General features: G+C 34.7%; 19 protein-coding genes and 4 tRNA genes. 6 read left to right on the top strand and 17 right to left on the bottom strand.

The window, feature by feature from the left end:
• Window positions 1–18: 18 nt before the first annotated feature.
• The 10 genes from lpxA to G6R40_RS14815 all read right to left on the bottom strand — a co-directional run bounded on the left by lpxA (window position 19) and on the right by G6R40_RS14815 (window position 14,622).
• Window positions 19–807 carry an acyl-ACP--UDP-N-acetylglucosamine O-acyltransferase gene (lpxA, locus tag G6R40_RS14860; RefSeq protein WP_165137332.1) on the bottom strand — a complete coding sequence of 263 codons (789 nt, stop codon included), beginning with the start codon at window positions 805–807 and terminating at the stop codon, window positions 19–21.
• Complete coding sequence (locus G6R40_RS14855; protein ID WP_165137329.1) at window positions 808–2,205, bottom strand: bifunctional UDP-3-O-[3-hydroxymyristoyl] N-acetylglucosamine deacetylase/3-hydroxyacyl-ACP dehydratase; 1,398 nt, start codon at window positions 2,203–2,205, stop codon at window positions 808–810.
• 25 nt (window positions 2,206–2,230) lie between these two features.
• Window positions 2,231–3,250 carry a UDP-3-O-(3-hydroxymyristoyl)glucosamine N-acyltransferase gene (lpxD, locus tag G6R40_RS14850; protein WP_165137326.1) on the bottom strand — a complete coding sequence of 340 codons (1,020 nt, stop codon included), beginning with the start codon at window positions 3,248–3,250 and terminating at the stop codon, window positions 2,231–2,233.
• Window positions 3,251–3,497: 247 nt separating this feature from the next.
• Window positions 3,498–4,712 carry an HD domain-containing protein gene (locus G6R40_RS14845; RefSeq protein ID WP_165137323.1) on the bottom strand — a complete coding sequence of 405 codons (1,215 nt, stop codon included), beginning with the start codon at window positions 4,710–4,712 and terminating at the stop codon, window positions 3,498–3,500.
• Window positions 4,713–4,755: 43 nt separating this feature from the next.
• A complete protein-coding gene (locus tag G6R40_RS14840; RefSeq protein WP_165137320.1) occupies window positions 4,756–5,601 on the bottom strand; it encodes a diacylglycerol/lipid kinase family protein in 846 nt (281 codons plus the stop codon).
• A gap of 73 nt (window positions 5,602–5,674) precedes the next feature.
• Window positions 5,675–6,469, bottom strand: a complete 795-nt coding sequence (locus G6R40_RS14835; RefSeq protein WP_165137317.1) for a DUF3298 and DUF4163 domain-containing protein — start codon at window positions 6,467–6,469, stop codon at window positions 5,675–5,677.
• An 85-nt stretch (window positions 6,470–6,554) separates the two neighbouring features.
• Window positions 6,555–8,489, bottom strand: a complete 1,935-nt coding sequence (gene gyrB, locus G6R40_RS14830; RefSeq protein WP_165137314.1) for a DNA topoisomerase (ATP-hydrolyzing) subunit B — start codon at window positions 8,487–8,489, stop codon at window positions 6,555–6,557.
• 193 nt (window positions 8,490–8,682) lie between these two features.
• Complete coding sequence (locus tag G6R40_RS14825; protein WP_165137311.1) at window positions 8,683–9,441, bottom strand: LytR/AlgR family response regulator transcription factor; 759 nt, start codon at window positions 9,439–9,441, stop codon at window positions 8,683–8,685.
• Window positions 9,434–12,277 (bottom strand): histidine kinase, encoded by a 2,844-nt coding sequence (locus tag G6R40_RS14820; protein ID WP_228455874.1) that lies wholly within the window; start codon window positions 12,275–12,277, stop codon window positions 9,434–9,436. The genes G6R40_RS14825 and G6R40_RS14820 overlap by 8 nt, the downstream gene beginning before the upstream one ends.
• A gap of 164 nt (window positions 12,278–12,441) precedes the next feature.
• Window positions 12,442–14,622, bottom strand: a complete 2,181-nt coding sequence (locus tag G6R40_RS14815) for a LamG domain-containing protein (protein ID WP_165137300.1) — start codon at window positions 14,620–14,622, stop codon at window positions 12,442–12,444.
• 346 nt (window positions 14,623–14,968) lie between these two features.
• Here G6R40_RS14815 and G6R40_RS14810 point away from each other — a divergent pair, with 346 nt between their 5' ends.
• Window positions 14,969–16,312, top strand: coding sequence for a cytochrome ubiquinol oxidase subunit I (locus G6R40_RS14810; RefSeq protein WP_165137298.1), 1,344 nt, complete (start codon window positions 14,969–14,971; stop codon window positions 16,310–16,312).
• Complete coding sequence (locus G6R40_RS14805) at window positions 16,309–17,307, top strand: cytochrome d ubiquinol oxidase subunit II (protein WP_165137297.1); 999 nt, start codon at window positions 16,309–16,311, stop codon at window positions 17,305–17,307. The genes G6R40_RS14810 and G6R40_RS14805 overlap by 4 nt, the downstream gene beginning before the upstream one ends.
• A gap of 34 nt (window positions 17,308–17,341) precedes the next feature.
• On the opposite strand, the gene G6R40_RS14800 is transcribed toward G6R40_RS14805, so the two are convergent.
• From G6R40_RS14800 to G6R40_RS14785, 4 genes are all read right to left on the bottom strand, one after another.
• A tRNA-Pro gene (locus tag G6R40_RS14800) sits at window positions 17,342–17,416 on the bottom strand.
• Window positions 17,417–17,469: 53 nt separating this feature from the next.
• A tRNA-Arg gene (locus tag G6R40_RS14795) sits at window positions 17,470–17,543 on the bottom strand.
• A 32-nt stretch (window positions 17,544–17,575) separates the two neighbouring features.
• Window positions 17,576–17,650 (bottom strand) — tRNA-Pro (locus tag G6R40_RS14790).
• Window positions 17,651–17,666: 16 nt separating this feature from the next.
• Window positions 17,667–17,751 (bottom strand) — tRNA-Ser (locus G6R40_RS14785).
• Window positions 17,752–17,890: 139 nt separating this feature from the next.
• On the opposite strand from G6R40_RS14785, the gene G6R40_RS14780 reads away from it, so the two are divergent.
• Both G6R40_RS14780 and G6R40_RS14775 read left to right on the top strand, forming a co-directional pair.
• On the top strand, window positions 17,891–18,895 hold the full coding sequence (locus G6R40_RS14780) for an N-acetylmuramoyl-L-alanine amidase (protein ID WP_165137296.1): 1,005 nt from the start codon (window positions 17,891–17,893) through the stop codon (window positions 18,893–18,895).
• Between the two features lie 322 nt (window positions 18,896–19,217).
• Window positions 19,218–19,454: a YtxH domain-containing protein gene (locus G6R40_RS14775; RefSeq protein WP_165137295.1), complete on the top strand. Its 237-nt coding sequence runs from the start codon at window positions 19,218–19,220 to the stop codon at window positions 19,452–19,454.
• Window positions 19,455–19,498: 44 nt separating this feature from the next.
• Here the strand turns inward: G6R40_RS14775 and G6R40_RS14770 are convergent, their stop codons facing one another.
• On the bottom strand, window positions 19,499–20,209 hold the full coding sequence (locus G6R40_RS14770; RefSeq protein ID WP_165137294.1) for a hypothetical protein: 711 nt from the start codon (window positions 20,207–20,209) through the stop codon (window positions 19,499–19,501).
• 5 nt (window positions 20,210–20,214) lie between these two features.
• Complete coding sequence (gene hisS, locus G6R40_RS14765; protein ID WP_165137293.1) at window positions 20,215–21,573, bottom strand: histidine--tRNA ligase; 1,359 nt, start codon at window positions 21,571–21,573, stop codon at window positions 20,215–20,217.
• Window positions 21,574–21,750: 177 nt separating this feature from the next.
• On the opposite strand from hisS, the gene G6R40_RS14760 reads away from it, so the two are divergent.
• On the top strand, window positions 21,751–22,164 hold the full coding sequence (locus G6R40_RS14760) for an acyl-CoA thioesterase (protein WP_165137292.1): 414 nt from the start codon (window positions 21,751–21,753) through the stop codon (window positions 22,162–22,164).
• A 23-nt stretch (window positions 22,165–22,187) separates the two neighbouring features.
• On the opposite strand, the gene G6R40_RS14755 is transcribed toward G6R40_RS14760, so the two are convergent.
• The gene (locus G6R40_RS14755; RefSeq protein WP_165137291.1) at window positions 22,188–22,517 is read right to left on the bottom strand and encodes a single-stranded DNA-binding protein; all 330 of its coding nucleotides are present in this window, start codon (window positions 22,515–22,517) and stop codon (window positions 22,188–22,190) included.
• Window positions 22,518–22,757: 240 nt separating this feature from the next.
• Here G6R40_RS14755 and G6R40_RS15280 point away from each other — a divergent pair, with 240 nt between their 5' ends.
• Window positions 22,758–23,156: a serine hydrolase domain-containing protein gene (locus tag G6R40_RS15280; protein ID WP_262887656.1), complete on the top strand. Its 399-nt coding sequence runs from the start codon at window positions 22,758–22,760 to the stop codon at window positions 23,154–23,156.

Below are 23,156 nucleotides of genomic sequence, written 5' to 3'. Positions count from 1 at the left end.
AATTTCTTGTTTGTTAATTTATTCTTTAGAAGAACCATAGCCTTTAACGATACCTCTTGGCGAGTTTTGGATAAATGTGATAATCTCGTCGCGTTCGGCGGTTGGTAACATTTCTTTCTCGATATGCTCTATTGCTTGTGTGGTATTCATCTTCATTTGGAAAATGGCACGATAAATTTTCTGAATTTCAAAAATTTTATCATTGCTAAATCCTCTTCTTCTAAGTCCTACAGAGTTAATTCCGGCATAGGAAATGGGATCTCTCGCAACTTTTACATATGGTGGAATATCTTTCCGAATCAATGATCCGCCTGATATCATCACATGTTTTCCGATTTTACCGAATTGTTGTACCGCACTTAGTCCGCCCATTACAACAAAATCTCCAATCTCAACATGCCCTGCAATACCACACGCATTAGCGATTATCACATTGTTCCCAAGGACACAATCATGAGCTACATGGGCTGTTGCCATAATGAGGCAATCGTTACCCACCTTGGTATAGCCTAATGCTTTTGTACCGCGGTTAACAGTGACTGCTTCTCGGATAACGGTGTTGTCTCCGATATATACAAAAGTATCCTCACCATCGAATTTTAGATCTTGGGGAATACCTCCTAGGACAGCTCCTGGAAAAACTTTACAATTTTTACCAATTCTGGTTCCATCCATTATGGTGACATTTGATCCAATCCAAGTTCCTTCTCCAATTTCTACATCTCCGGCTATTGTTGTGAAAGGTTCTACAACTACGTTTTTACCTATTTTTGCACGTTTGTCGACGACTGCTAACTGATGTACCATTTAGTCTATTTTATTTTTTGCAACTTGTGCCATAAGTTCTGCTTCCAATGCTACTGTATCACCAACATAGCCATAACCTTGCATATGAACTATTCCGCGTCTGATAGGCTCTATCAATTCAATTTTAAAAATTAAAGTATCTCCTGGAACTACTTTTCTCTTGAATTTTACTTTGTCTATTTTTATAAAATAAGTTGAATAGTTTTCTGGATCTGGCACGCTTGCTAATACCAAAATCCCTCCCGCTTGTGCCAAAGCTTCTACTTGTAAAACACCTGGCATTACTGGTTCTTTAGGAAAATGTCCCACAAAGAAAGGCTCGTTCATGGTTACATTTTTAAGACCTACAACGTGGGTATCGGATAATTCTAAAACCTTATCTAGTAACAAAAACGGTGGTCGGTGTGGCATTAATTTCATAATACCATTAATATCAAAAACGGGTTCTTTTGTTAAATCAAAATCTGGAACGTTTTTCTTTTTTTGTAATTTCCATTGTCTGTTAAGTTTCTTAGCAAACTGGGTGTTAACAAAATGTCCAGGTTTGTTTGCGATAACACGGCCTTTAATTTTGACACCTACCAAAGCTAAATCGCCAATAACATCCAAAAGTTTGTGACGGGCAGCTTCGTTAGGAAAATTAAGATTTAGGTTATCCAAAATCCCATTTGGACGAATAGAAACATCATCTTTACCGAAAGCTACTTTTAACTTTTCTGTGGTTTCTGGTGTTAATTCTTTATCAACATATACGATTGCATTGCTGATATCACCACCTTTGATAAGGTTATGATCTAATAATTGTTCTAGCTCATGCAAAAAACTAAAAGTTCTTGCTGAAGAAATTTCGTCTTTGAACTCAGAAATATTTTTAAGACTTGCATTTTGCGTTCCTAAAACTTTTGTTCCAAAGTCAACCATTGTTGTGACTTCGTAGTTTTCGGAAGGTATAATGGTAATTTCGGAACCTGAGTTGGTGTCAACATAGCTCAAGACTTCTTTGATTACCAAATATTCTCTCACTGCATTTTGTTCTTCAATACCTGCTTTTTCGATCGCTTCTACAAAATATTTTGAAGATCCATCTAAAATTGGTGGTTCCGAACTGTCCATCTCCATAATAACATTGTCAAGATCCATCCCGACTAATGCTGCTAAAAGATGTTCGCAAGTATGGATTTTTACGCCTAATTTTTCTAGGGTTGTACCGCGCTCTGTCGTTGTTACATAATTGACATCTGCTTCTACTTGTGGACGACCTTCTAGGTCTGTCCTTACAAACACAAAACCTGTATTTTCTTTTGCAGGTTTTATGGTAAGATTAACTTCTTTTCCTGTGTGTAGTCCTATACCCGAGAGCTGAATGTCCTCTTGTATAGTTTTTTGTTTATCACTCATTACAAAGATATTTTTTTAACAAATTTTATTTTTTGTTATTTTCTAAATTATTAATTCTTTCAACGATGTCAGTAAAGTTTCTAAAATGAACATAACTTCTACGGTAGTCACCTGCCAAAATCGCCGGAGAACCATAAAGTATTTCTTTATCTTTCACATTACTATTTACGCCACTTTGCGCTTGGATTTTAACTTGATTTCCAATTTCGATATGTCCAACAATTCCGACTTGACCGCCAATCTGGTTCCAATCTCCAATTTTGGTAGAGCCTGCAATCCCAGCTTGTGCTGCAATAACATTGTTTTGGCCAATTCTCACATTATGAGCAATCTGAATAAGGTTATCGATCTTGGTACCTTTTCCAATAATGGTTGAACCAATTGTCGCCCTGTCGATGCTACAATTAGATCCTATCTCAACATCATCTTCTATGATAACATTTCCTAATTGTGGAATTTTTTTAAAACCTTCAGCACTTAGTTGAAAACCAAAACCATCACCACCTATCACTGTATTAGAATGTACAATACAGTTATCACCGATGATGCAACCGTCATATATCCGAGCGCCTGAATCGATTTTGCAATTTTTTCCAATTTTCACTGCTTTTCCGATATATACTTGTGGATAGATTTGGGTATTATCGCCGATAACAGCTTTGTCAGAAATATACGTAAACGCACCGATATAAACATCCGAACCCACCACTGCAGAATGGCTAATATTGGAAGGTTGTTCTATTCCGGACTTTTTCTTTTTGAGATCGTTATAAAGATTCATAAGAACCTGAAAAGACAAGTATGCATCTTCCACAACAATAATAACTGAAGGATAAGTATGGTCTGGCTTTAACAGTTTTTCTGAAACTATCAGTACTGAACAGTCTGTTGTATCAATAAAATGAGCAAAACGCTCTTGTGCAATAAAAGACAAATGACCTTTTTGGCCATCTTCTATAGGAGAAACGCCAGTAATAATTGTTGACTTATCACCGATGATTCTACCATTAATAAAGTTTGCAATTTGCTCTACAGTAAATTCCATATCGTGCAAAGATAATAATTTCTGTTTTATGAGTACTAGAAAATTATTTTTTTTACAAAATTGTCAAATCTTGATTATTTTTAATTTAATAAGACCAATCATACTGAACAATTGCGATAGGGATAGCAGCGGCATCCTTTTTTGAAAGGACTTGCGAAGCTAAAGTCTTTGCAAAAAAGATACAGCGAATAGCCCGGTCTTGCAAAAAGCCTTGGAAATGCTTAGGATTTGCAAGAATTGCCCAAATTTATAAAATCTCTCTTGGGAAAGACAATATATATTTCGTGTTCGGTTGATTAATGAACGACGAAAGTATTTGGTTTTCAGAATCTTCCAATTTTAACTTTTTACCGGATTTATCCAGAAGAAATATCGGTTGTTTTTCGGTGTCATAAGGCAGCAAACTTCTCGAAATTTGATCGACCAATTCGTGTCCATTATCGATGTTAAAAAAACGATTGGTTTTCTCAATTTTGGTCTGTATAAAATCTTCTGAGAAATATTGTGAGGAGGACATCGTCTTCGGAAAATTACGATAGATAACGGTTTTGCAAAGATAAGACAATACAAAATCATCGGATTCTGTCCAAGCTTTTATTGCCTGAAAAACATCCATATCGTCGAGCATTGTAAAGTTTTTGATATTGAGTTCGTTCTGTTCTTCGAAATGTTGATTTTCCAAAAAATATTTAAGATACTTCGGCGCATCCAAGTCTTTTTTTTCTGAAACCAAAGCTTTGGCTCGGCCTAAAATTTTGACCAACAGATGTTCTGATAAAGCCGCGGTTTTGTGATAATAAACCTGCCAATACATGAACATTCTTGCCGTTAAATAATTCTCTATGGAATAAATGCCTTTGGAATCGACCACCAACTCATCGTTGCTAACATTAAGCATCGAAATAATACGCTGTGTATTAACATTACCCTCGGCAACGCCCGTGTAGAAGCTATCTCGTTTGAGGTAATCCAAACGATCGACATCCAATTGTGATGAAATCAATTGGTTGAAAAACTTACGAGAATACTGACCTTTGAACATTTCTATCGCCAAACTAAGTTCACCAGAAAATTCTTCGTTTAGTTTTGTCATCAACAGCAAAGACAATTTTTCGTGATGCCAATTATCCATCAATCGGTTTTCTAAAGCGTGAGAAAAAGGTCCATGTCCAACATCGTGTAACAAAATCGCCAACAATGCCGCTTTTTCTTCTTCTTTAGAAACAGAAACACCTTTTAATTTTAAAGTTTCTAATGCTGTAAACATCAAATGCATCGCGCCCAAAGCATGATGAAAGCGCGTATGTTTTGCCCCTGGAAATACCAAAGACAATAATCCCGTTTGAGAAATTCTGCGGAGTCTTTGGAAGTAATGATGTTCGATAATATCATAAAGAATCTCATGTGGAATTTTTATAAAACCATGGACTGGATCGTTGATAATTTTGAGTTTGTTGCGCATAGAAAGGCTTTGTCGCTCAAAGATACAGCTTTCGACTAAAATTCTATATTAATATTCGTAAACTTTGGGGAAGCACTCGGATGTGGATTGGAGATTTTATTCTATAATATTCGCCATCGAGATGCCATGCCTCGGAATCGACAGAAAACGAAATTTCGGAAGTCGAAATGTATTGCAAATATTTGCCTGGTTTTAAGCTTTTAGTAAACATTTGATAAGCAAATGTTAATCCTGCTGGCAGCGGAAACTTTTTTACCAAAGCCAATTCGACTTTACCATCGGACATATCGGCTTGTGGTGCGATATAAGCATTGTTCCCAAACTGTCGTGTGTTGGCAACATTAACCATCATATATTCGCCATCGAAGTTTTTATATTTTTCTTCAAACTTGACTTTAATAGGTTTAAATTTAAAATACTTCTCAACAGTGATTTTGATGTAGCTGCTAAAGCCACGTTTGGAATGTTCAAAACCTTCGATAATATTTCCGTCCAAGCCAACACCAGAAACATTTATCGATAAATTATTATTTATCATAAATGAATCTACTAACTTGAATTCTCGATTTTCTAATTTTTTTAAAAGTTTATCAATGTTTTTAGAAAAGTTGGTTTCATTAGAAAAACCATTACCCGAACCTGCTGGAAAAACAGCTAAAATTTTATCTGTATTTACCAACTTACTCGCTACTGTAGAGATCGTCCCATCGCCGCCAATAGCTACAAAAACATCTACATCGTCCCAGTTTTCTTTTATAAAATTAAAACTATCTTCGATAGATTTTGACACCAAAACTAAAGGATTTTCAACTTTGGATTTAAGCCCTGTCAAAAAGTTTTGATAATTTTTTTTTGCTGAAAAAGGATTAATGATATACGCTGTTTTCATGTAATATTTAATAAAAAACTCCGAATAATCGGAGTTTGACGTATTGCAAAGTTAAGTTAAATTTATTTAATTATTAATGCGCAATTCGTTGTAAAAATTCTGGCTTCAAATAATCTTTGATGTCGTCATATTGCAAGCTTATATACACCAAACCTGCTGCATAAGCGGTAATTTCGTATTGATTATAAACAAAAGTGATGCTGTTATTTCCGAAATAGAAATTATGGTTCAGCGGGATCGTCTTCTCGAGCAACATCGCTTTTTGATCATCTTTATCATTTTTTATAAAACTGTCCATCAACAATTTTTCCCAAGCTTTATCTTTTGGATTTTTCACCACATCTTCCAGATTAATACTTTTTTTATTTTTAAGGTCAAAAACTTTATAAATTTCATTATAAAATCCGTGTGCGCCGCCTGTATAACCGCTTGTTGTATAACGCAAAGTCAATACATCGGACTGATTGCTAAACACAGTCATGTTAGAAGTATTATCCCAAGTTTGGCGAGAAGAGGGCTCGTAATCTGCATTGTCAAAACCTTTGTAGAAGTCGGTTCTGTCTTGTTCTAATGTTAATTTTAAAGCATCTTGAGAAAAGTCTTTTGCCTTGAGGCCGGTTGGGTTATAGATGCTGTCGAACAGACTTTTATCTTCGATGCCTGGAAAAACCAAAATCGAATTTTCATAAGCCAACGTGATATTGGCTGACTTTTTAATAGAATCCGAAATTTTGATTGAATCAACGGCGAAAGATTTTCCTGTAGCGACAGAATCTTTTGTGTTAACCTGAATCTGAGTGGCTTCTTTTTTTGTACAACTTGTAAATGCAAGCATAGAAATAGCAAAGATTGTAAACAAATTTTTCATATAATATTTTTTTTCGTTTGACAACAAAAAACCTTCCAAAACAGGAAGGTTTAGTATAATTTCTATTTTTAAGTTTAAAATTTAATTAAACATCGATACGTGCATAAACTGCATTTTTTTCGATAAACTCTCTTCTTGGTGGCACCTCATCGCCCATTAACATTGAGAAAACACTATCTGCTTCTACAGCATTTTCGATTGTAATTTGCTTAAGCGTTCTATGTTCTGGATTAAGCGTTGTGTCCCAAAGCTGCTCAGGATTCATTTCCCCAAGACCTTTGTAACGTTGTACTTCTACACCTTTTCCGTCTGGCGACATCTCTAGCGTCAAAGCTTCGCGTTCTTTTTCGTTGTAAGCATAGACTTTTTTGTTTCCTTTCTTTAATAAATATAAAGGTGGTTGTGCGATGTAAACGTAACCATTCTCAATCAATTCTTTCATATATCGGAAAAAGAATGTCAAAATCAAAGTCGAAATGTGAGAACCATCGATATCGGCATCGGTCATAATCACGATTTTATGATAACGAAGTTTTGCGATATTTAAAGCTTTAGAATCTTCTTCTGTCCCAACGCTAACACCTAAAGCGGTGTATATATTTTTGATCTCGTCGTTATCATAAACTTTGTGAAGCATAGATTTTTCGACATTCAAAATCTTACCTCTCAATGGCAAGATAGCTTGGAAATGACGGTCACGACCTTGTTTTGCCGTTCCACCTGCGGAATCTCCCTCTACTAAGAATAATTCTGATTCTGCAGGATCTTTGGACGAACAATCTGATAATTTCCCTGGCAATCCAGAACCACCCATTGGTGATTTACGTTGTACCATTTCGCGTGCTTTCTTCGCAGCTTGTCTTGCTTTAGCTGCTAAAACCACTTTTTGTACAATTATTTTAGCTTCTGTAGGATGCTCTTCTAAAAAGTTGGTTAACATTTCACCAACTATTTTATCAACCGCACCAGAAACTTCTGAGTTTCCAAGTTTTGTTTTGGTTTGACCTTCGAACTGAGGTTCCATTACTTTAACAGAAATAACTGCTGTAAGACCTTCACGGAAATCGTCACCTGTAACTTCAACTTTTTCTTTTGCAGGAAGACCTAGCTCGTCTGCATATTTTTTTAAAGTTCTCGTTAATGCTCTGCGGAAACCTGCTAAGTGTGTACCACCTTCGTGCGTGTTGATATTGTTAACATAAGAATGTAAATTCTCATTAAACGAAGTGTTGTAACGCATTGCAACCTCTACAGGAATACCTTCTCTTTCGCCTTCCATGAAGATAACATTCTCCATGATAGACTCGCGACTGCCATCGATAAATTCAACGAATTCTTTCAGGCCTCCTTCTGAATGGAAAATTTCTGTTTTGAAACTACCATCTTCTAGTGTAAGTCTTTCGTCTGTTAAAGTAATTGTAATACCTTTATTAAGATAAGAAAGTTCGCGAAGACGATTCGCTAAAGTATCATAGTTATAAACTAATTCTGTAAAAATAGTATCATCAGGTTGGAAAAACTGCATTGTTCCACGCTTGTCAGTATTTCCTACTTGCTTAACATCTTCTAGAGCTTTTCCTCTTTGATAATGTTGTTGATACACATTTCCGTCCCGGAAAACCGTCGTAATCATGTCGTTAGAAAGCGCGTTAACACACGATACCCCAACGCCATGTAAACCTCCCGAAACTTTATACGAATCTTTATCGAACTTCCCTCCTGCTCCAATTTTGGTCATTACAACCTCCAAAGCTGATTTTTGCTCCTTTTCGTGAAAGTCAACCGGAATACCACGACCATTATCGGTCACCTCGATTCCGTTGCCTTCTTTGATGGTTACCGTAATTGTATCACAATAACCTGCCAAAGCCTCATCAATAGAGTTGTCCACTACTTCATAAACCAAATGGTGAAGACCTCTAGTGCCCACATCACCAATGTACATCGAAGGACGCATACGTACGTGCTCCATTCCTTCCAATGCCTGAATACTACTTGCTGTATATTGTTTTTGACTCATATAAAATTTTTAATTTTTGCGCTGTGCAAAGACCTACAAATATCGTGAAAATTTTCGGGTTTTGAAAGTTTTTAGCATCCAAAAATTAGTTAAATAATATAGTCAACTTGCATAAATAAATTATATTTTAATAGATGAAATTTGACTTCAAAGTTATTCGATAATACCTTAAAATATCCCTTAGCATTATAAATTATTTCTTCATGAAATTCACTTTATTTAGTATTTCTTGTAACTTATCATTAGCAATGGGAATCCAATCGCCATTCAGAAATTCGATATATGCACCATCTTTTTTTCCCAAACTTCCTATATGGCTAAGATTAGCAATATAAGACCGATGGACACGCATCAAGCTGTTATTATCTTTAAAAAAGTCTTCAAAATATTTAAGATTACGGGAGACCAACAAATTTGTTCTGTCAGTTTTATTAATTGTCGTATAAGCTCCATCCCCTTTTAGATAGAGTATATCTTCGATATTCATAAAGATAATTTTTCCGGAAACTGGAATTGCAATCTTGTTATTAAAAGAATGTTCTAAATTGGTTTTGAGCGCAATCAAATTATCCGTTTGATTTTTTCGTTTCTGAAATAAAGCAACGGCGTTTTGCAAATCTTGCGGATTGATTGGTTTTAGTAAATAATCTACAGCCGATAATTTGAAGGCATTAATGGCGTAATTATTATAAGCAGTCACAAAAATAATTGAAAAATTAACTTCGGATTCATTAAAAAAATCTAAAAGTTCTAATCCACTATGACCAGGCATTTCGATATCTAGAAAGACCAGCGCAGGATTTTCTTTGCGAATAGTTTTCACACCTGCGGAAAGGCTTTTACATTCGGCAATTATTTTAATCTCAGGACAGAATTCTTCGACTAAAAGTTTTAGATTCATCCGAGCCCTTTCTTCGTCGTCAATTATTATTGCATTAATATCGTTACACATCACTTGATTTTATTTTTAAAAGGACTATAGTTCCTCGATTGTCATTTTTGTCAATATATTGTATGTTAATTTGGTATTGCTCGCTATGGTTAATCAACATTATTCGCTCTTCTAAGGATTGTGTTGCAAAAGATTTATGGTTTTTATTTTTTATAGCATTCAGTTCCATACTTCTTTTTCTTCCAATTCCGTTATCCTCAATTTTAATCATTAACATATCATTAAATTTATCAAAAGTAACTTCTAAATTCTTATTCGCATTTTTGTGTAAAAGCCCATGTTTTATGGCGTTTTCTACATAAGGCTGAATAAGCAAGGTAGGAATTGTAACATCTGAATTTTCCAATTGCTCATCTACAAAAATATTATACTGAAAATCATTATCGAATCTAGCTTTTTCCAAATCGAGGTAGACTTTTAGAGTTTCTATTTCTTCTTTTAAGGAGATGTTATCTCGGTCACTCATATCAAGGATAGATCGAGTTAATTTTGAAAATTTAGACAGATAGAATACGGCTTCCTTCTTTTCATTAGCCACAATATAAGATTGTAAAGTATTGAGTGCATTAAAGAAAAAATGAGGATTCATCTGGGATTTCAGAGATTTAAGTTTATTCTGATTGACTAATTTTTCTAAGTTTAGTTTTTCTATTTTTTTTGAATTTTCTAAGTTGATTCGTTTAATAATTGTTTTAAAAATGAAATAAATTCCAAAAATCAAAGCTATTCCCAAAAGTGCCAAAAACCACCATGTAAGATAAAAAGGAGGCGAAATATAAAATGAAATCTCTTTGCTAATAACTTCAGAATCTCGAACTATTTTTAAAACAACGTGGTGTTTGCCGCTAGAAATCGATGAAAAAACCAGACGTCTGTTAAGATTAGAAATCTTTTGCCAGTTAGAGTCGTCCATTTTATAATAAATCTCATATTGTGCATTGGGTGCTTCTGACTGAATATCAAAATTAATTTCAATATTATTTTGAGATGATTTCAGTTGGTCAAAATCCTTGTTGTGGATAATTTTGCCATTTGCCGTTATGTTATTTACAAATAACTTTAAAGGTTGAAAACCAAATGTATTAGTATAAGGAATATGAATAATCCCTTTATTAGTCGAAAAGAATAAACGATGCTGGAACTTTGCAATATCATTAATTTCTACATCTTTTGGGATGTGTAACGCCGGAATTATCTTTTGTTGTTGTGGCAAATAATTATAAACCACATTGTCTTTTATTAAATAAATGCTATCATCAATAATTTTAAATTTCTGAATTTTCGCATTTTCAAACTTATTAGGAAGTTTAATTTTATGAACTTTTCCTGAGTTTAACTCATATAAATTTTCATTTTGAGAAAGTAGATAGATTTTACCATCCAGATTTTCCATTTGGATAAAAACACTCTTAGTATCATTCGGAATATCTTTGGTAATGCCTTTATGATAACGTCTTATACCATAATTAGTCAAAAAATAAATGCTATTGTCTTTAGTATCTACAAAACAATTTTTACCGTTTTCTGAAGTCACCAATGGTATAAAGTAGATCCCATCTTGCGAATGTTGCTTTAATGCTCCGAACTCTTTGTCCCACTCACTTTTAAGTTTTGGATCGGTATAGATGATGCCATTCCAAGTACTGGCGCTAATCACATAATATTTGGCATCCAACTGCGCAATTTGCTTTACCGCAATAATATGTTCTAAAGTAGCGTGTTGAGATTTAATTATAAATTTTGAAGATGCAAAAAGAAGTCGGTTATTATTACGATCAACAAACAAAGGTGAAATCACATGATCTGTCTTACCTTTATAAATCCTTTGCACATTAAACAATTCATCTACACTAAAAATCTCATCGCGATTGGAGGAAAACAACAAGTTGTTTTGCTCATTTACCAAACGTATAGGAATCGTTGGTGTTGCAATAAAACCAGAGTTAAAATCCTCTACATACAACGCACCATTGGTTAATGTAGAAATCCAGAAATTACCGACTGCCGTTTTGGTAATAAAAGATATATTTGTTTCTGCAAAATAGTGTTTATAAGTATTATTCTGAGGATTGAATCGATATAAACCTTTGGTAGAACACAGCCAAATATCCTGATCGATAACATTGGCGTTTTGAGTAAATACGACATTAAAAGGCAAAGTCTTAAGACTATTTTCTCCGTTATTAATAACTAAATAACTTGGATCAAATTTAGAAAAAACATAAAGCTTTTTCCCATCTGTTGTGATTATTGGAGCTGTAATCTTTTTGGTGTAATCTGCGGGCAAAGTCAATTTCCTTAATTGATTTTGTGGATTAACCACGTGGATTTCTTCTCCAATCGTATAAAAACTATCTTCCAAAGCAACAGTTTGGATAGTTGTATGAAGATCTAACGGAATCTCTTTAAGCAACCGAAAACTGCTAATATCATAAATCCTAATGCCTTTTTTTCCCGCAATGTAAAGTTTATCATGAATTAGAGCGTACTTAAGAAAACCATTTGCTTTATAAGCCTTAAAGCTCTGTATCCGATTATCCTCTACAAAGAAAATATTGCCGTTAAAATCTTGAAACCAAATTCTTCCTTTTTTATCTTGATTAATATTTGAAACCGATTTTACCGTTACATCCACACTAGTAAAAGATTTGACCTCAACACCATCATATCGAAAAATGCCTTTGGCAGTCCCCAACCAGATAAAACCTTGCCTATCCTGCTTAACATCAAACACCATATCTGATGGCAAACCAGAGATTTTGTTGAGCGTAAAAGCATAAGGATTGGATTGTCCAAATAAGTATAAGGAGCAAAACAGAAAAAATAGAAATTTCAAGGCAATTGTTTTTCTCAAAATTATGAATTTTACTCAAACTTGATAACATGTTAATTACAGGCTTAAATTTATTCATTTTCTTTAGAAAAGACCGTCCAACTTTCGTTGGACAGTCTTCCAAAAAATATAAAAAAGTTATTAACTATTATTAAAGTATGATTAGCTTAGTCTTTAATAATTTTTATTAGTTTTTCAGACGTTTTAGTTTTAATAAAATAAACGCCACTTTTCAGATATGTTAAATCAACTTCTTTGGTTTTATCTTTTGTCAGAATTAATCTTCCGCTAGCGTCAAAAACCTGTATATCTGCAACTTCGCTTAATTGTGCAATTCCTTTTGTTGGATTTGGATACACTTCTATTTTTGTTTTTGATCCGATATTATTAGTTCCTAATGTAGAGCTACAATCTTCACTGTAATTAGCAATGCTGTCTTTTATGTAAGAAGTAGGATCTGTCCAGTTAGCAATACTGTAAGCAACATTATCAACTTGAACGCAGGTAAGATTTGGATTATTTTGAATGTAAAGATCCGATATGATACCGTTATTTCCATTCGCTAAATTTAAACTTGATAATTGCGAATTCTGACTGTCTATAACATATAATTGTGGATTTGAACTTAGATCTAAACTTGTTATTGGATTATCACTTGTCACCAATATAATTAAGGCTGAGTTTGTGCTTAGATTAATTTGGCTAATTTGATTTCTCGCAAAACCTAGATTGGATAAGGCTGTATTTGAACTTACATCTATGCTGGTTAAATGATTATCGTTCAAAACCAAATTGCTTAATCCCGTATTTGCACTTACATCTAAACTTGTTAATTGGTTCTCTTGAATGTACAAATTCCTCAAAGCTGTATTCGTACCCAAGTTAATGCTGGTTAATTGATTACGTGCGCAATCAACATTTGTCAAAGCTGTATTCGCGCTTAGGTCTAAAGTTGTTAAATTATTATCTCTTAAAAATAATTGTTTAATATTTTTAAAAGCTTCAATTCCTGTCATATTGTTGATGCCTTTTAACGAAAGTGCTAAATTTTCAGTAACTGCTTCCGCTTCCGTACATTGTATTTTGCCATCACCATTGGTGTCAATTGTAGGAGTATGGTTTAGTAGTGCAAATTTAAAATTACCATCAGGAATATTCACCTCACATGGAGCTGGTGCGCAATTGGTACTGTATGAAGCTCCCGCAGGAATGCTAAAATAAGTTCCTACCCAACTGGCTTGACTGTAATTAGGATTATCTACCTGAATGCAAGTAAGGTTATTATTTAAGTTCGAGAGCATTGTATTAAAATTCGTGTTATTCCCATTGGCAACATTCAAAGAAGTCAATTGATTACCTGTCACAGAAATGTGATTCAATCTTTTAAGGCTACTTACATCCACTTTACTTATATTATTATCTGCAGCCTGCAGTCCACCAAGATTTTTAAATGCCTCCAAACCTGTAAGATCGCTAATGTTTTTATTATTGAGTTTTAGAATTCCCTGAAAAGCTTCCGCTTCCAAACATTGAATTTTTCCGTCGTTATTAACATCTATTTTTGGAGTATTATAATTTAGTAATGCATTTTTGAAATTAGCATCAGGAATATTGACTACACAATTGGTAGGAAGCTCAGTTGAAAATAGTGATAAAATTTGTGCGTCTGAAAGTTGCTCCGTATATACTTTAATTTCATCGATGCTGCCGTAAAGCGAACTAGGGAAATTAGCATTAAATCCTGTAAAAAAAATGTCCGACGATGATGTAGATGGAAGACCTTGGAATGGACTTTTAACATTGATCACTTCAACACCGTTAAGGTAAACTTTCATCCTATGACTAGAACTCGGTCCATTCGTCCAACTGATTGCTATGTGATTCCAACCCGAAGTTGGGAAGTTGATAAAACTTTGTCCAGACGCAGAATTATTTGCATTGTTACCAAGATAAGACAAAAGCTGAATTCTTCCAGCACTATTGAGTCCCAACATTATTCCTTCTGAATAACTGTATCCACCATTGGACCAAAAAATCAGAGGTTTGTTAGTTCCAAAAGCACTTTGTCCTGTGCCTTCATGCTTGTACCAAAGCGATATAGTTCCGTTGGATAATAAAGCATTTTTTTGAGTAGTTGTTAAAGTAACTTTTAAAAAATCATGACCAGCAGCTAATTTGGCAGCTTTTGCTGCGTCATAACTTCTGTCTTCATCTAAACCAATTCCATTGTTTCCCATAGAAAAACCTGGAGAAACCAAAGTATTCGTAAATGAATGACTTAAAGCAGGAATTTGAGCCAAGGACATCTGCGCCAAGCAAGATCCAAAAATGAGTAATAGTTTTTTCATTGTTAAAATGTTTTAAATTTTGCCACAAAGAAAAAAACACCCTTACTATTTTATGCTTGTCACTTTACGAATGTATCATTTTATTTCACGAAACTAAGAAAAGAATTCACGAAGCATTTTTGAATTTATATTTTTTACTCTTTCATTATACAAAAACATAGAGATATGGAAAAAAATATCAGATTTTGAAAGTTTTTAGCATCCAAAAATTAGTTAAATAATATAGTCAACTTGCATAAATATATTAAATTTTAATAGATGAAATTTATCATTGAAATTAATCCATAATAATGTAAGTATGAATAAGTTATAATTCTTAGCTTTAATCATTCAAAACAGTAACAGGATGGATGATTTTATCGCGGCTCGGTCGCAAATGGCTCTATCATTAGGTTTCCACATCATATTCGCTTGTGTTGGGATGGTAATGCCTTTTCTTATGGCCTACTCTCATTGGAAATATCTAAAAACGGGAAGCGAAATCTACAAAGGCCTCACCAAAGCTTGGAGTAAAGGTGTTGCAATACTTTTTGCGACAGGTGCAGTTTCAGGGACGATGCTTTCTTTCGAGTTAGGTTTATTGTGGCCAAAATTTATGGAACATGCAGGTCCCATTTTCGGCATGCCTTTCTCACTTGAGGGAACGGCATTTTTTATTGAAGCCATCGCTTTAGGTTTCTTCTTATACGGTTGGGACCGATTAAACAAATGGTTTCATTGGGTTTGCGGACTAATTGTTGGGATTAGCGGTTTAGCATCAGGAATTCTTGTTGTAGCCGCCAATGCTTGGATGAATAGTCCTGCTGGTTTTGATTTTGTGAATGGTGAATACATCAACATTGATCCCATAAAAGCGATGTTTAATGAAGCTTGGTTTCCGCAAGCTTTCCACATGACTGTTGCTGCATTTTGCGCGACTGGATTTGCGGTTGCTGGTGTTCATGCTTATTTAATTTTAAAGAAGAAAAATATCGAGTTTCACACCAAGGCGTTCCGAATTGCAATGGGATTTGCATTGATTGGAGCTTTTGGAGCGCCGTTAAGTGGTGATATCGCGGCGAAGTCAGTTACCAAAAGACAACCTATCAAACTAGCCGCGATGGAAGCTCATTTTGAAACTGAAAAAGGTGCCGCCTTCGTTTTGGGTGGAATTCCTGATGAAAAAACGGGTGAAGTAAAATATTCCGTTAAAGTTCCAAAAGTTTTAAGCTTTCTCGCGACAGGCGACTTTAATAGTGAAGTTAAAGGTTTGAATGACTTCCCGAGAGACTTGTGGCCGCCGGTTGCCGTTGTTCACTACGCTTTTCAGATTATGATTTTCTTTGGTGTTGTGATGATGTTGATGGGAGGAATTTATCTTTTCACTTTGTACAAAAAGAAAGAATGGATGACCAAAAAATGGTTTCTTAAAATGTTTTTTATTGCGACGCCATTTGGTTATATCGCTCTAGAAGCAGGCTGGACGGTAACCGAAGTTGGGCGACAACCATGGATAATTTATGGTGTCATGAAAACTATTGATGCCGTAACACCGATGCCCGGAATTCAGTATTCATTTTACTTTTTCACGTTTATTTTCGTGACTTTAGCGATGATTTTAGCGTTCTTATTGTCAAGACAAATTAAAATGGTTCCAAAATTATACGACCCAACCGATCCAAATTATTCACCTAAAACTAAAAAGTCATGATCTACGTAGTTATCGCCTTTTTATGGCTTTCAGTTTGTTTGTACGTCGTTTTTGGAGGTGCGGATTTCGGTGGTGGAATTGTCGAACTTTTTGCTGGAAAAAACACGAAAAAGAAAGTTCACGACATTATGCACGATGCGATTGCGCCCGTTTGGGAAGCCAATCATATGTGGTTGATTATCGCAATTGTGGTTTTATTTGTAGGTTTTCCGCAGATTTATGCTGGAATTTCAACCTATCTTCATATTCCGTTGGTATTGATGTTGGTCGGAATTATCGCTCGTGGAACGGCTTTTACATTCCGGAATTATGATGCAGTAGAAGATCAATGGCAGGTTTTGTATTCCAGAATATTTTATGCGGCAAGTTTGTTGACCCCCTTCTTTCTAGGCATTATTGCAGCAGCAACCGTTTCATCATCAATTAATCCTGATGCAACCAACTTTTTGGATCTCTATATTTTTAGTTGGCTCAATCTTTTTGGTGTTGCGGTGGGACTTTTCACGATTGCGATTTGTTCGTATTTGGCGTGTATTCTTTCCATCAGAGAAAGCCGAAGTGATGATGAAGTAACGATGATGATTGGAAAATCTAAAAAAGCAATGGTCTTAGTTGTTTTAACAGGAACGTTGGTTTTTGGCGCAGCATATTATTCTGGAATTCCATTATTTCAGTGGATATTTTCGAAACCGTTGGGAATGGCAGCCGTTGTTGTTGCAACGATTTTGTTGGGTTTAATTTTCTATTGCATGAAAATCCGAAAACTTCTTCCCATCCGATTATTTGCGGGATTGCAAGTGGTTTTAATTTTGGTTGCAGCGACCTATCAACATTATCCAAATATTGTTTTATTAGGAAACGGAAATCACTATTCTTTACTAGACCAAGCAGCTCCAGAAGCAACAATCAACGCATTAGCTTGGGCGCTATTAATTGGTTCTCTATTTATTCTTCCGTTCTTGTTTTATTTAATCTACGTGATGCGGCGTCAATAAAAAAAGCCACTTCAAAATTGAAGTGGCTTTTCCGTCGGGGCGGCAGGATTCGAACCTGCGACCTCCTGGTCCCAAACCAGGCGCGATGACCGGACTACGCTACGCCCCGAGGTCAACGAAACTTTAATAAAAAAACTCACAAACAAGTTGTGAGTTTTTTTGTGAGCGCGACAGGATTCGAACCTGTGACCGTCTGCTTAGAAGGCAGATGCTCTATCCAGCTGAGCTACGCACCCTTCCAGAGATTACTCTCATTATTTTTAAAAAGTCGGGGCGGCAGGATTCGAACCTGCGACCTCCTGGTCCCAAACCAGGCGCGATGACCGGACTACGCTACGCCCCGAAATATAATATAAGTGCGGAGGGTGTGGGATTCGAACCCACGCGACCCTTTCGGGTCGACAGTTTAGCAAACTGCTCCGTTAACCACTCCGGCAACCCTCCTACTTTTATTTAATTTTAATGATCGTTTAACTGCTGAATTGCGAGTGCAAATATAGAACACTTTTTAATATCTACCAAATTATTTTTGTAATTTTTTTTCATATTTTTGACACAGTAAAACACAATAAAAGCCCCATGTATGCGTAATTCATTATATGTCATAGGATTAGGAATCAGCTTAGTTTCTTGCGGTTCCCAAAATAACACTAAAAAAGTTGTTGCAACACCCAAACCTATTACAACTGCACAACCAATTATCCCAATAAAACCACCTATCAAACAAGAAGAAGCGGACTTTTATAAAGTCAATATTGGAGACATTACAAAAAATGACAATACGATAAGTTATGGCTCTATTGTTGCAGCGAAACCTAATCATTATAAAGTTGTAAAAACCTATTTCCCTGCTGTTGCACAGAATTTTCGTCAACGCTATGTCATTTTACACTACACCGCTCTTGATAATGATAAATCTGCGTCTGTCTTAACACAACAGTCTGTTAGTGCACATTATCTTGTAAATTCTTATGACGATAATGAAATCTATCTTTTGGTTGATGAAAATAAACGTGCTTATCATGCAGGTGTAAGCAATTGGCGAGCAGACCAAAACCTAAATGACATTTCTATTGGTATTGAAATCGTAAATGCTGGCTGGACTACTAACGCAACAGGAACTAAAATCTTTCCAGGTTTTCCAGAAAAACAAATCAAAAAAGTCGCGAATCTTGTAAAAGATATCGCATCGCGATATAATATTCCGCCAACTAATATATTGGCACATTCTGACATTGCACCAACAAGAAAACAAGATCCTGGGCCAATGTTCCCATGGAAAAGATTATACGACGAGTATCAAATCGGGATGTGGTATGATGATGCAACAAAGCTTGCTTTTCTTAACAGTATGACTCAAGAGGATCTTCTAGCTCAGTACAATACCCCACAGTTTATTTATAAAATACAAACTGCTTTAAATAAATTCGGTTACAAACTTGACAGTACAACAGTATGGGATAAACAAACCAAACAAACTATTGAAGCTTTTCAGTATCATTTCAGGCCAGAAAAAACCGATGGTATTTTGGATTTGGAAACTTGGGCTATTTTACAAGCTTTAATGCAAAAATATCCAACTAAATAAGTTTATTTAAAAGAAGTCTGTTATTTTTTCAAAAATAATAATCTAACTTTCAAACAAAAGGCAAATCCTGCGTGAGGGCGAAGCGCATTGTTGGAGCTCGTTTTTTGTGTAGATGGCGCAGCGAAGCGGAGCCTCGAAAAAAAAACAGCGACTGCGCGAAGACCGACCCTTTTGTTTTTTAGCAAAGCTTTGGTGTAGCAAAAAACAAAAAGGGGCACGCCGAAATTTTAACTTTTTATTATGATTTCCACATGAATAGTTGGCACATTATTTCGTATTATTTAATTAAATTAGTTTTTTAATAATTATAAAACAATACATTATGGGATCTAAAAAGAATGGCTTATTGGCTTTGTTAGGATTGGGCGCTTTGGCATATTGGAAGTATAAAAAATCGACGCCAGAAGAGCAACAGAAGGTGAAAGATACGATTAACACAGCAAAAGAGAACCTGTCGAAATTTGGGAATGACCTAAAAGCAAAGGCGAACGATGCGGTAGACCAGGTTAAAAATAAAGCGACGGAATTGAAACAAGATGTTGAAAAATCTGCTCAATAACTGAAAAAAAAGAATAAAAAAGACGGCGAATGCCGTCTTTTTTATTATATTAGATTTTTGATTTGTAAATCTCCAAAACCATAAATTCCGTAATGATATTGGATTATTTTAAAGTTTTCTTCAAATGATTTTTCGGTTTGATAGATTAGTTTTAGCTCTTTTTTTAAATTTCCGCTCTTTAGTTTTATAATAGCCTTAACGACTTCATCAAGTTGTCTGAAAATTTGATTTTCACTTTTAGCTAATAATTCTAAAGTTTTAAAATCTTCCTCCGAATAAGCATTCCAAAGTTTTTTTCCTAATTCTAAATCTTTTGATTTTATAGGTTTGGAAGTTTTCAAAAGCACCTCGGCATCTGTAGGTTTCAACCTAGAAAAACCATTCCATTGTTCGTCTTGTATTGGAAAAACACGGTGTAACTTCAATTCTTTATTAGCATCAATCTGACTTAATAAAAACCAAAAATTTATTTGGCAAAACACATCGTCTTCAAACCAAAAATAAACATCCGAACTTGCATCGATATTGAGGAAATTTTGAAATTCTGAAATAACTTTTCGACTATAAATTCCTTTGCATTCAGAATAAGTTTCTAAAATAAATTTCTCTCTGTTCGCCCAAAAGTTTTTTATCAAAACAGGACCTTCTATCAAACATTCTCTCCAAACAATTGTATTTTTTTTATCAAAAACATATTGTAAATTTTCTAATAAACAATCACCATTTAAGACATGAAATGATTTTGAGGCCGGCATTTTATTTATAATTCGATGTTCAAAAAATCATCTTGGCGTATTGTTTTTTGTTCGCCATTTGATAAATTTTTAATCGTTAACGTTCCGTTTTTAATTTCTTCTTCACCTAAAAAAACCAGACTTGGAATTGCTTTTTTCTCTGCGTAAGTAAATTGTTTTTTTAGCTTTGAGGCTTCAGGATAAAGTTCTGCTGCTATATTTTTTTCGCGTAATTGCGTAATTATTTTCAGGGATTCTATGGCTTCTTTTTCGCCATAGTTGGCAAATAAATACTGAATTCCGTTTTCATTAAAACTTGGGAATAAATCCAATTCTTCCAAAACTAAATAAATTCTGTCCAAACCGAAAGAAACCCCTATTCCTGGAACATCTTTTACGCCGAAAACTTCTGTAAGATTATCATAACGACCGCCGCCACCGATAGATCCTATCTCAACGCCATCCGCTTTGACTTCAAAAATCGCACCTGTATAATAATCCAGTCCACGCGCCAAAGTGATATTGAACACCAAACTTTCAGCATCTATACCCAAATCACGCGCTTTCAACATGACAAATTCTAACTCGTCAACACCTTGCATTCCGATTTCAATGTTTGTGAAGCGCTCTTTTAATTTCAATAAATTTTCTAGCGCATCGTCGCTTTGGTCAAAAAGAAAATCCAGTTTTTCAATAGCTTCCTGAGAGATATTTTTCTCGAGCATTTCTTTCACAACACCGTCCTTCCCTATTTTATCCAGTTTATCCAAAGCTACAGTAAAGTCAATAAGTTGCTCAGAAATCCCAGCATATTCTGCCAATCCAGAAAGAATTTTTCGGTTGTTCATGTGGATGCTAACTGGCAATTTTAAATCTGAAAAAGATTTAAAATACAATTGCAATAATTCCACTTCTTGCCAAAGGCTTGTGCTTCCAACAACGTCGGCGTCGCATTGATAAAATTCTCTGTAACGCCCTTTTTGTGGACGATCGGCACGCCAAACGGGTTGAATTTGGTAACGTTTGAAAGGGAAGCTTAATTGTCCTTGATTCATCGCTACAAATCTTGCAAAAGGCACTGTCAAATCATAACGAAGTGCTTTTTCTGAAATTTGAGAAATTAATTTTTGCGAATTCTTCGCTGTCCAATCTTCATCTTTTGTTTTTGCAGCATAATCCCCAGAATTAAGAATTTTAAAAATCAAGCGATCGCCTTCTTCACCATATTTTCCTGTAAGCGTCGATAGATTCTCAAAACTTGGTGTTTCTAAAGGCTGAAAACCAAACAGTTCAAAATTCTTTTGTAATTTATTGATGATATATTTTCTACGAAATACTTCTTGTGCCGTAAAATCTCTAGTTCCTTTTGCTAAACTCGGTTTCATTATGTCGAAAATTCTTCTTTTGATGGAAGCAAAGTTACTAATAATCTAAGACTTTCAATTTGTTATTCATTTCTAATTATTCATCTATTTTTAAACTTAAAATCATAGAAGATCTTCATCACAAAAACATGATAAAACCAAGATAATATCATAGTTTTGCCTACAAATCATCTTACTATGAAATACCACACACGAAAATGGATAAAACCAGAAGATCTTAATCCCAACCACACGCTTTTTGGAGGTCGTCTTTTGGAATGGATTGATGAAGAAGCTGCTTTATATTCAATTATACAGCTGGAAAATCCAAAAACCGTTACCAAATATATGTCCGAAATTAATTTTATCGATTCTGCAAAGCAAGGCGATATTATTGAGATCGGCTTGCATCCTGTAAGCTTTGGTCACACATCTTTAACCTTGCGATGCGAGGTTCGTAACAAAATGACGCAACAAACCATCATTACTATTGATAAAATTGTAATGGTCTCATTGGATGAAAATGGAAAACCAAAGGCACACGGCAAGACCCAAATCGAATATATATCCGACCGACTAAAAAATCAAGAAAGCGCAGAAGAAGATAAATAATTCTGCGCTTTTTTGTTGAATTCTCAATTACTAAGGAGTAGAATTTCTTCAACTCGGATTTCGGTTATTTGTCGTTTTACCCCGTCTTTGTCTTCGTAGTTTCTGTACATAATTTTGCCTTCTATGGCGATTTCTTTTCCTTTGGGAACATAACGCTCAATAATATCAATCACTTTTCCGTATGCCACGAGATTGTGCCATTGCGTTTCTTCCACTTTTTCACCGTTTTGATTAATGTAAAAATCTGATGTAGCCAGACTTACACTTGCTTTTTTTGATCCATTTTCGAAAGTGTGAATTTCTGCATCTTTGCCAGTGCGACCGATAAGTGTCACGCGATTTCTTAAAGACATAATATTAAAATTTTAATTAAACATTAGATTCAAGACGTTAGTTGATTTCTTAAATCTCTGGGACAAAGTTGCAAGAAGAAAAAAATATTAGTCGGTAGAAAAGTATTTAAAATCGTTTGTAGTCGTTTGTAAATGGATAAATAATCTAAAAAAACTTTTAAAAGCCTATTAAACACTGAATTTGTTTTCTATTTTTGATTGAAGTTAAATTTTGTAATAATTAAAAAAACTTAACCCCAAATGATCTCCAAATCCTATTTTTCGATATTTGTATTTTTAATATTAAGCCTAAACCTAAGTTCTCAAAACATCAATTCTGATAAAATAGATGCCTACCTCAGCCATATAGAAAAACAAAATCTGGACATAGGTACTGTTTCGATTTTAAAAGATGGAAAAGAAGTGTATGCAAAGAATTTTGGTGAAATTAAATCCAACAATGTCCGTTATCAAATAGGTTCTGTCACCAAACTTTTTACAGCAACTTTAGTTTTTAAATTAATTGAAAACCAAAAACTTAGCCTTAATACAAAACTTGAAGAATTTTTCCCGGACATCAAAAATGCCGATAAAATTAGCATTCAGAACTTATTAGAACACAGTAGCGGGCTCAGCAATTACCTCAAAAAAAGATGGTAA

It is taken from the genome of Chryseobacterium sp. POL2, assembly GCF_011058315.1.
Classification (GTDB): Bacteria; Bacteroidota; Bacteroidia; order Flavobacteriales; family Weeksellaceae; genus Soonwooa.
Note: the sequence above shows the minus strand (reverse complement) of the source record. Positions and strands in the feature narration are given on the sequence as shown.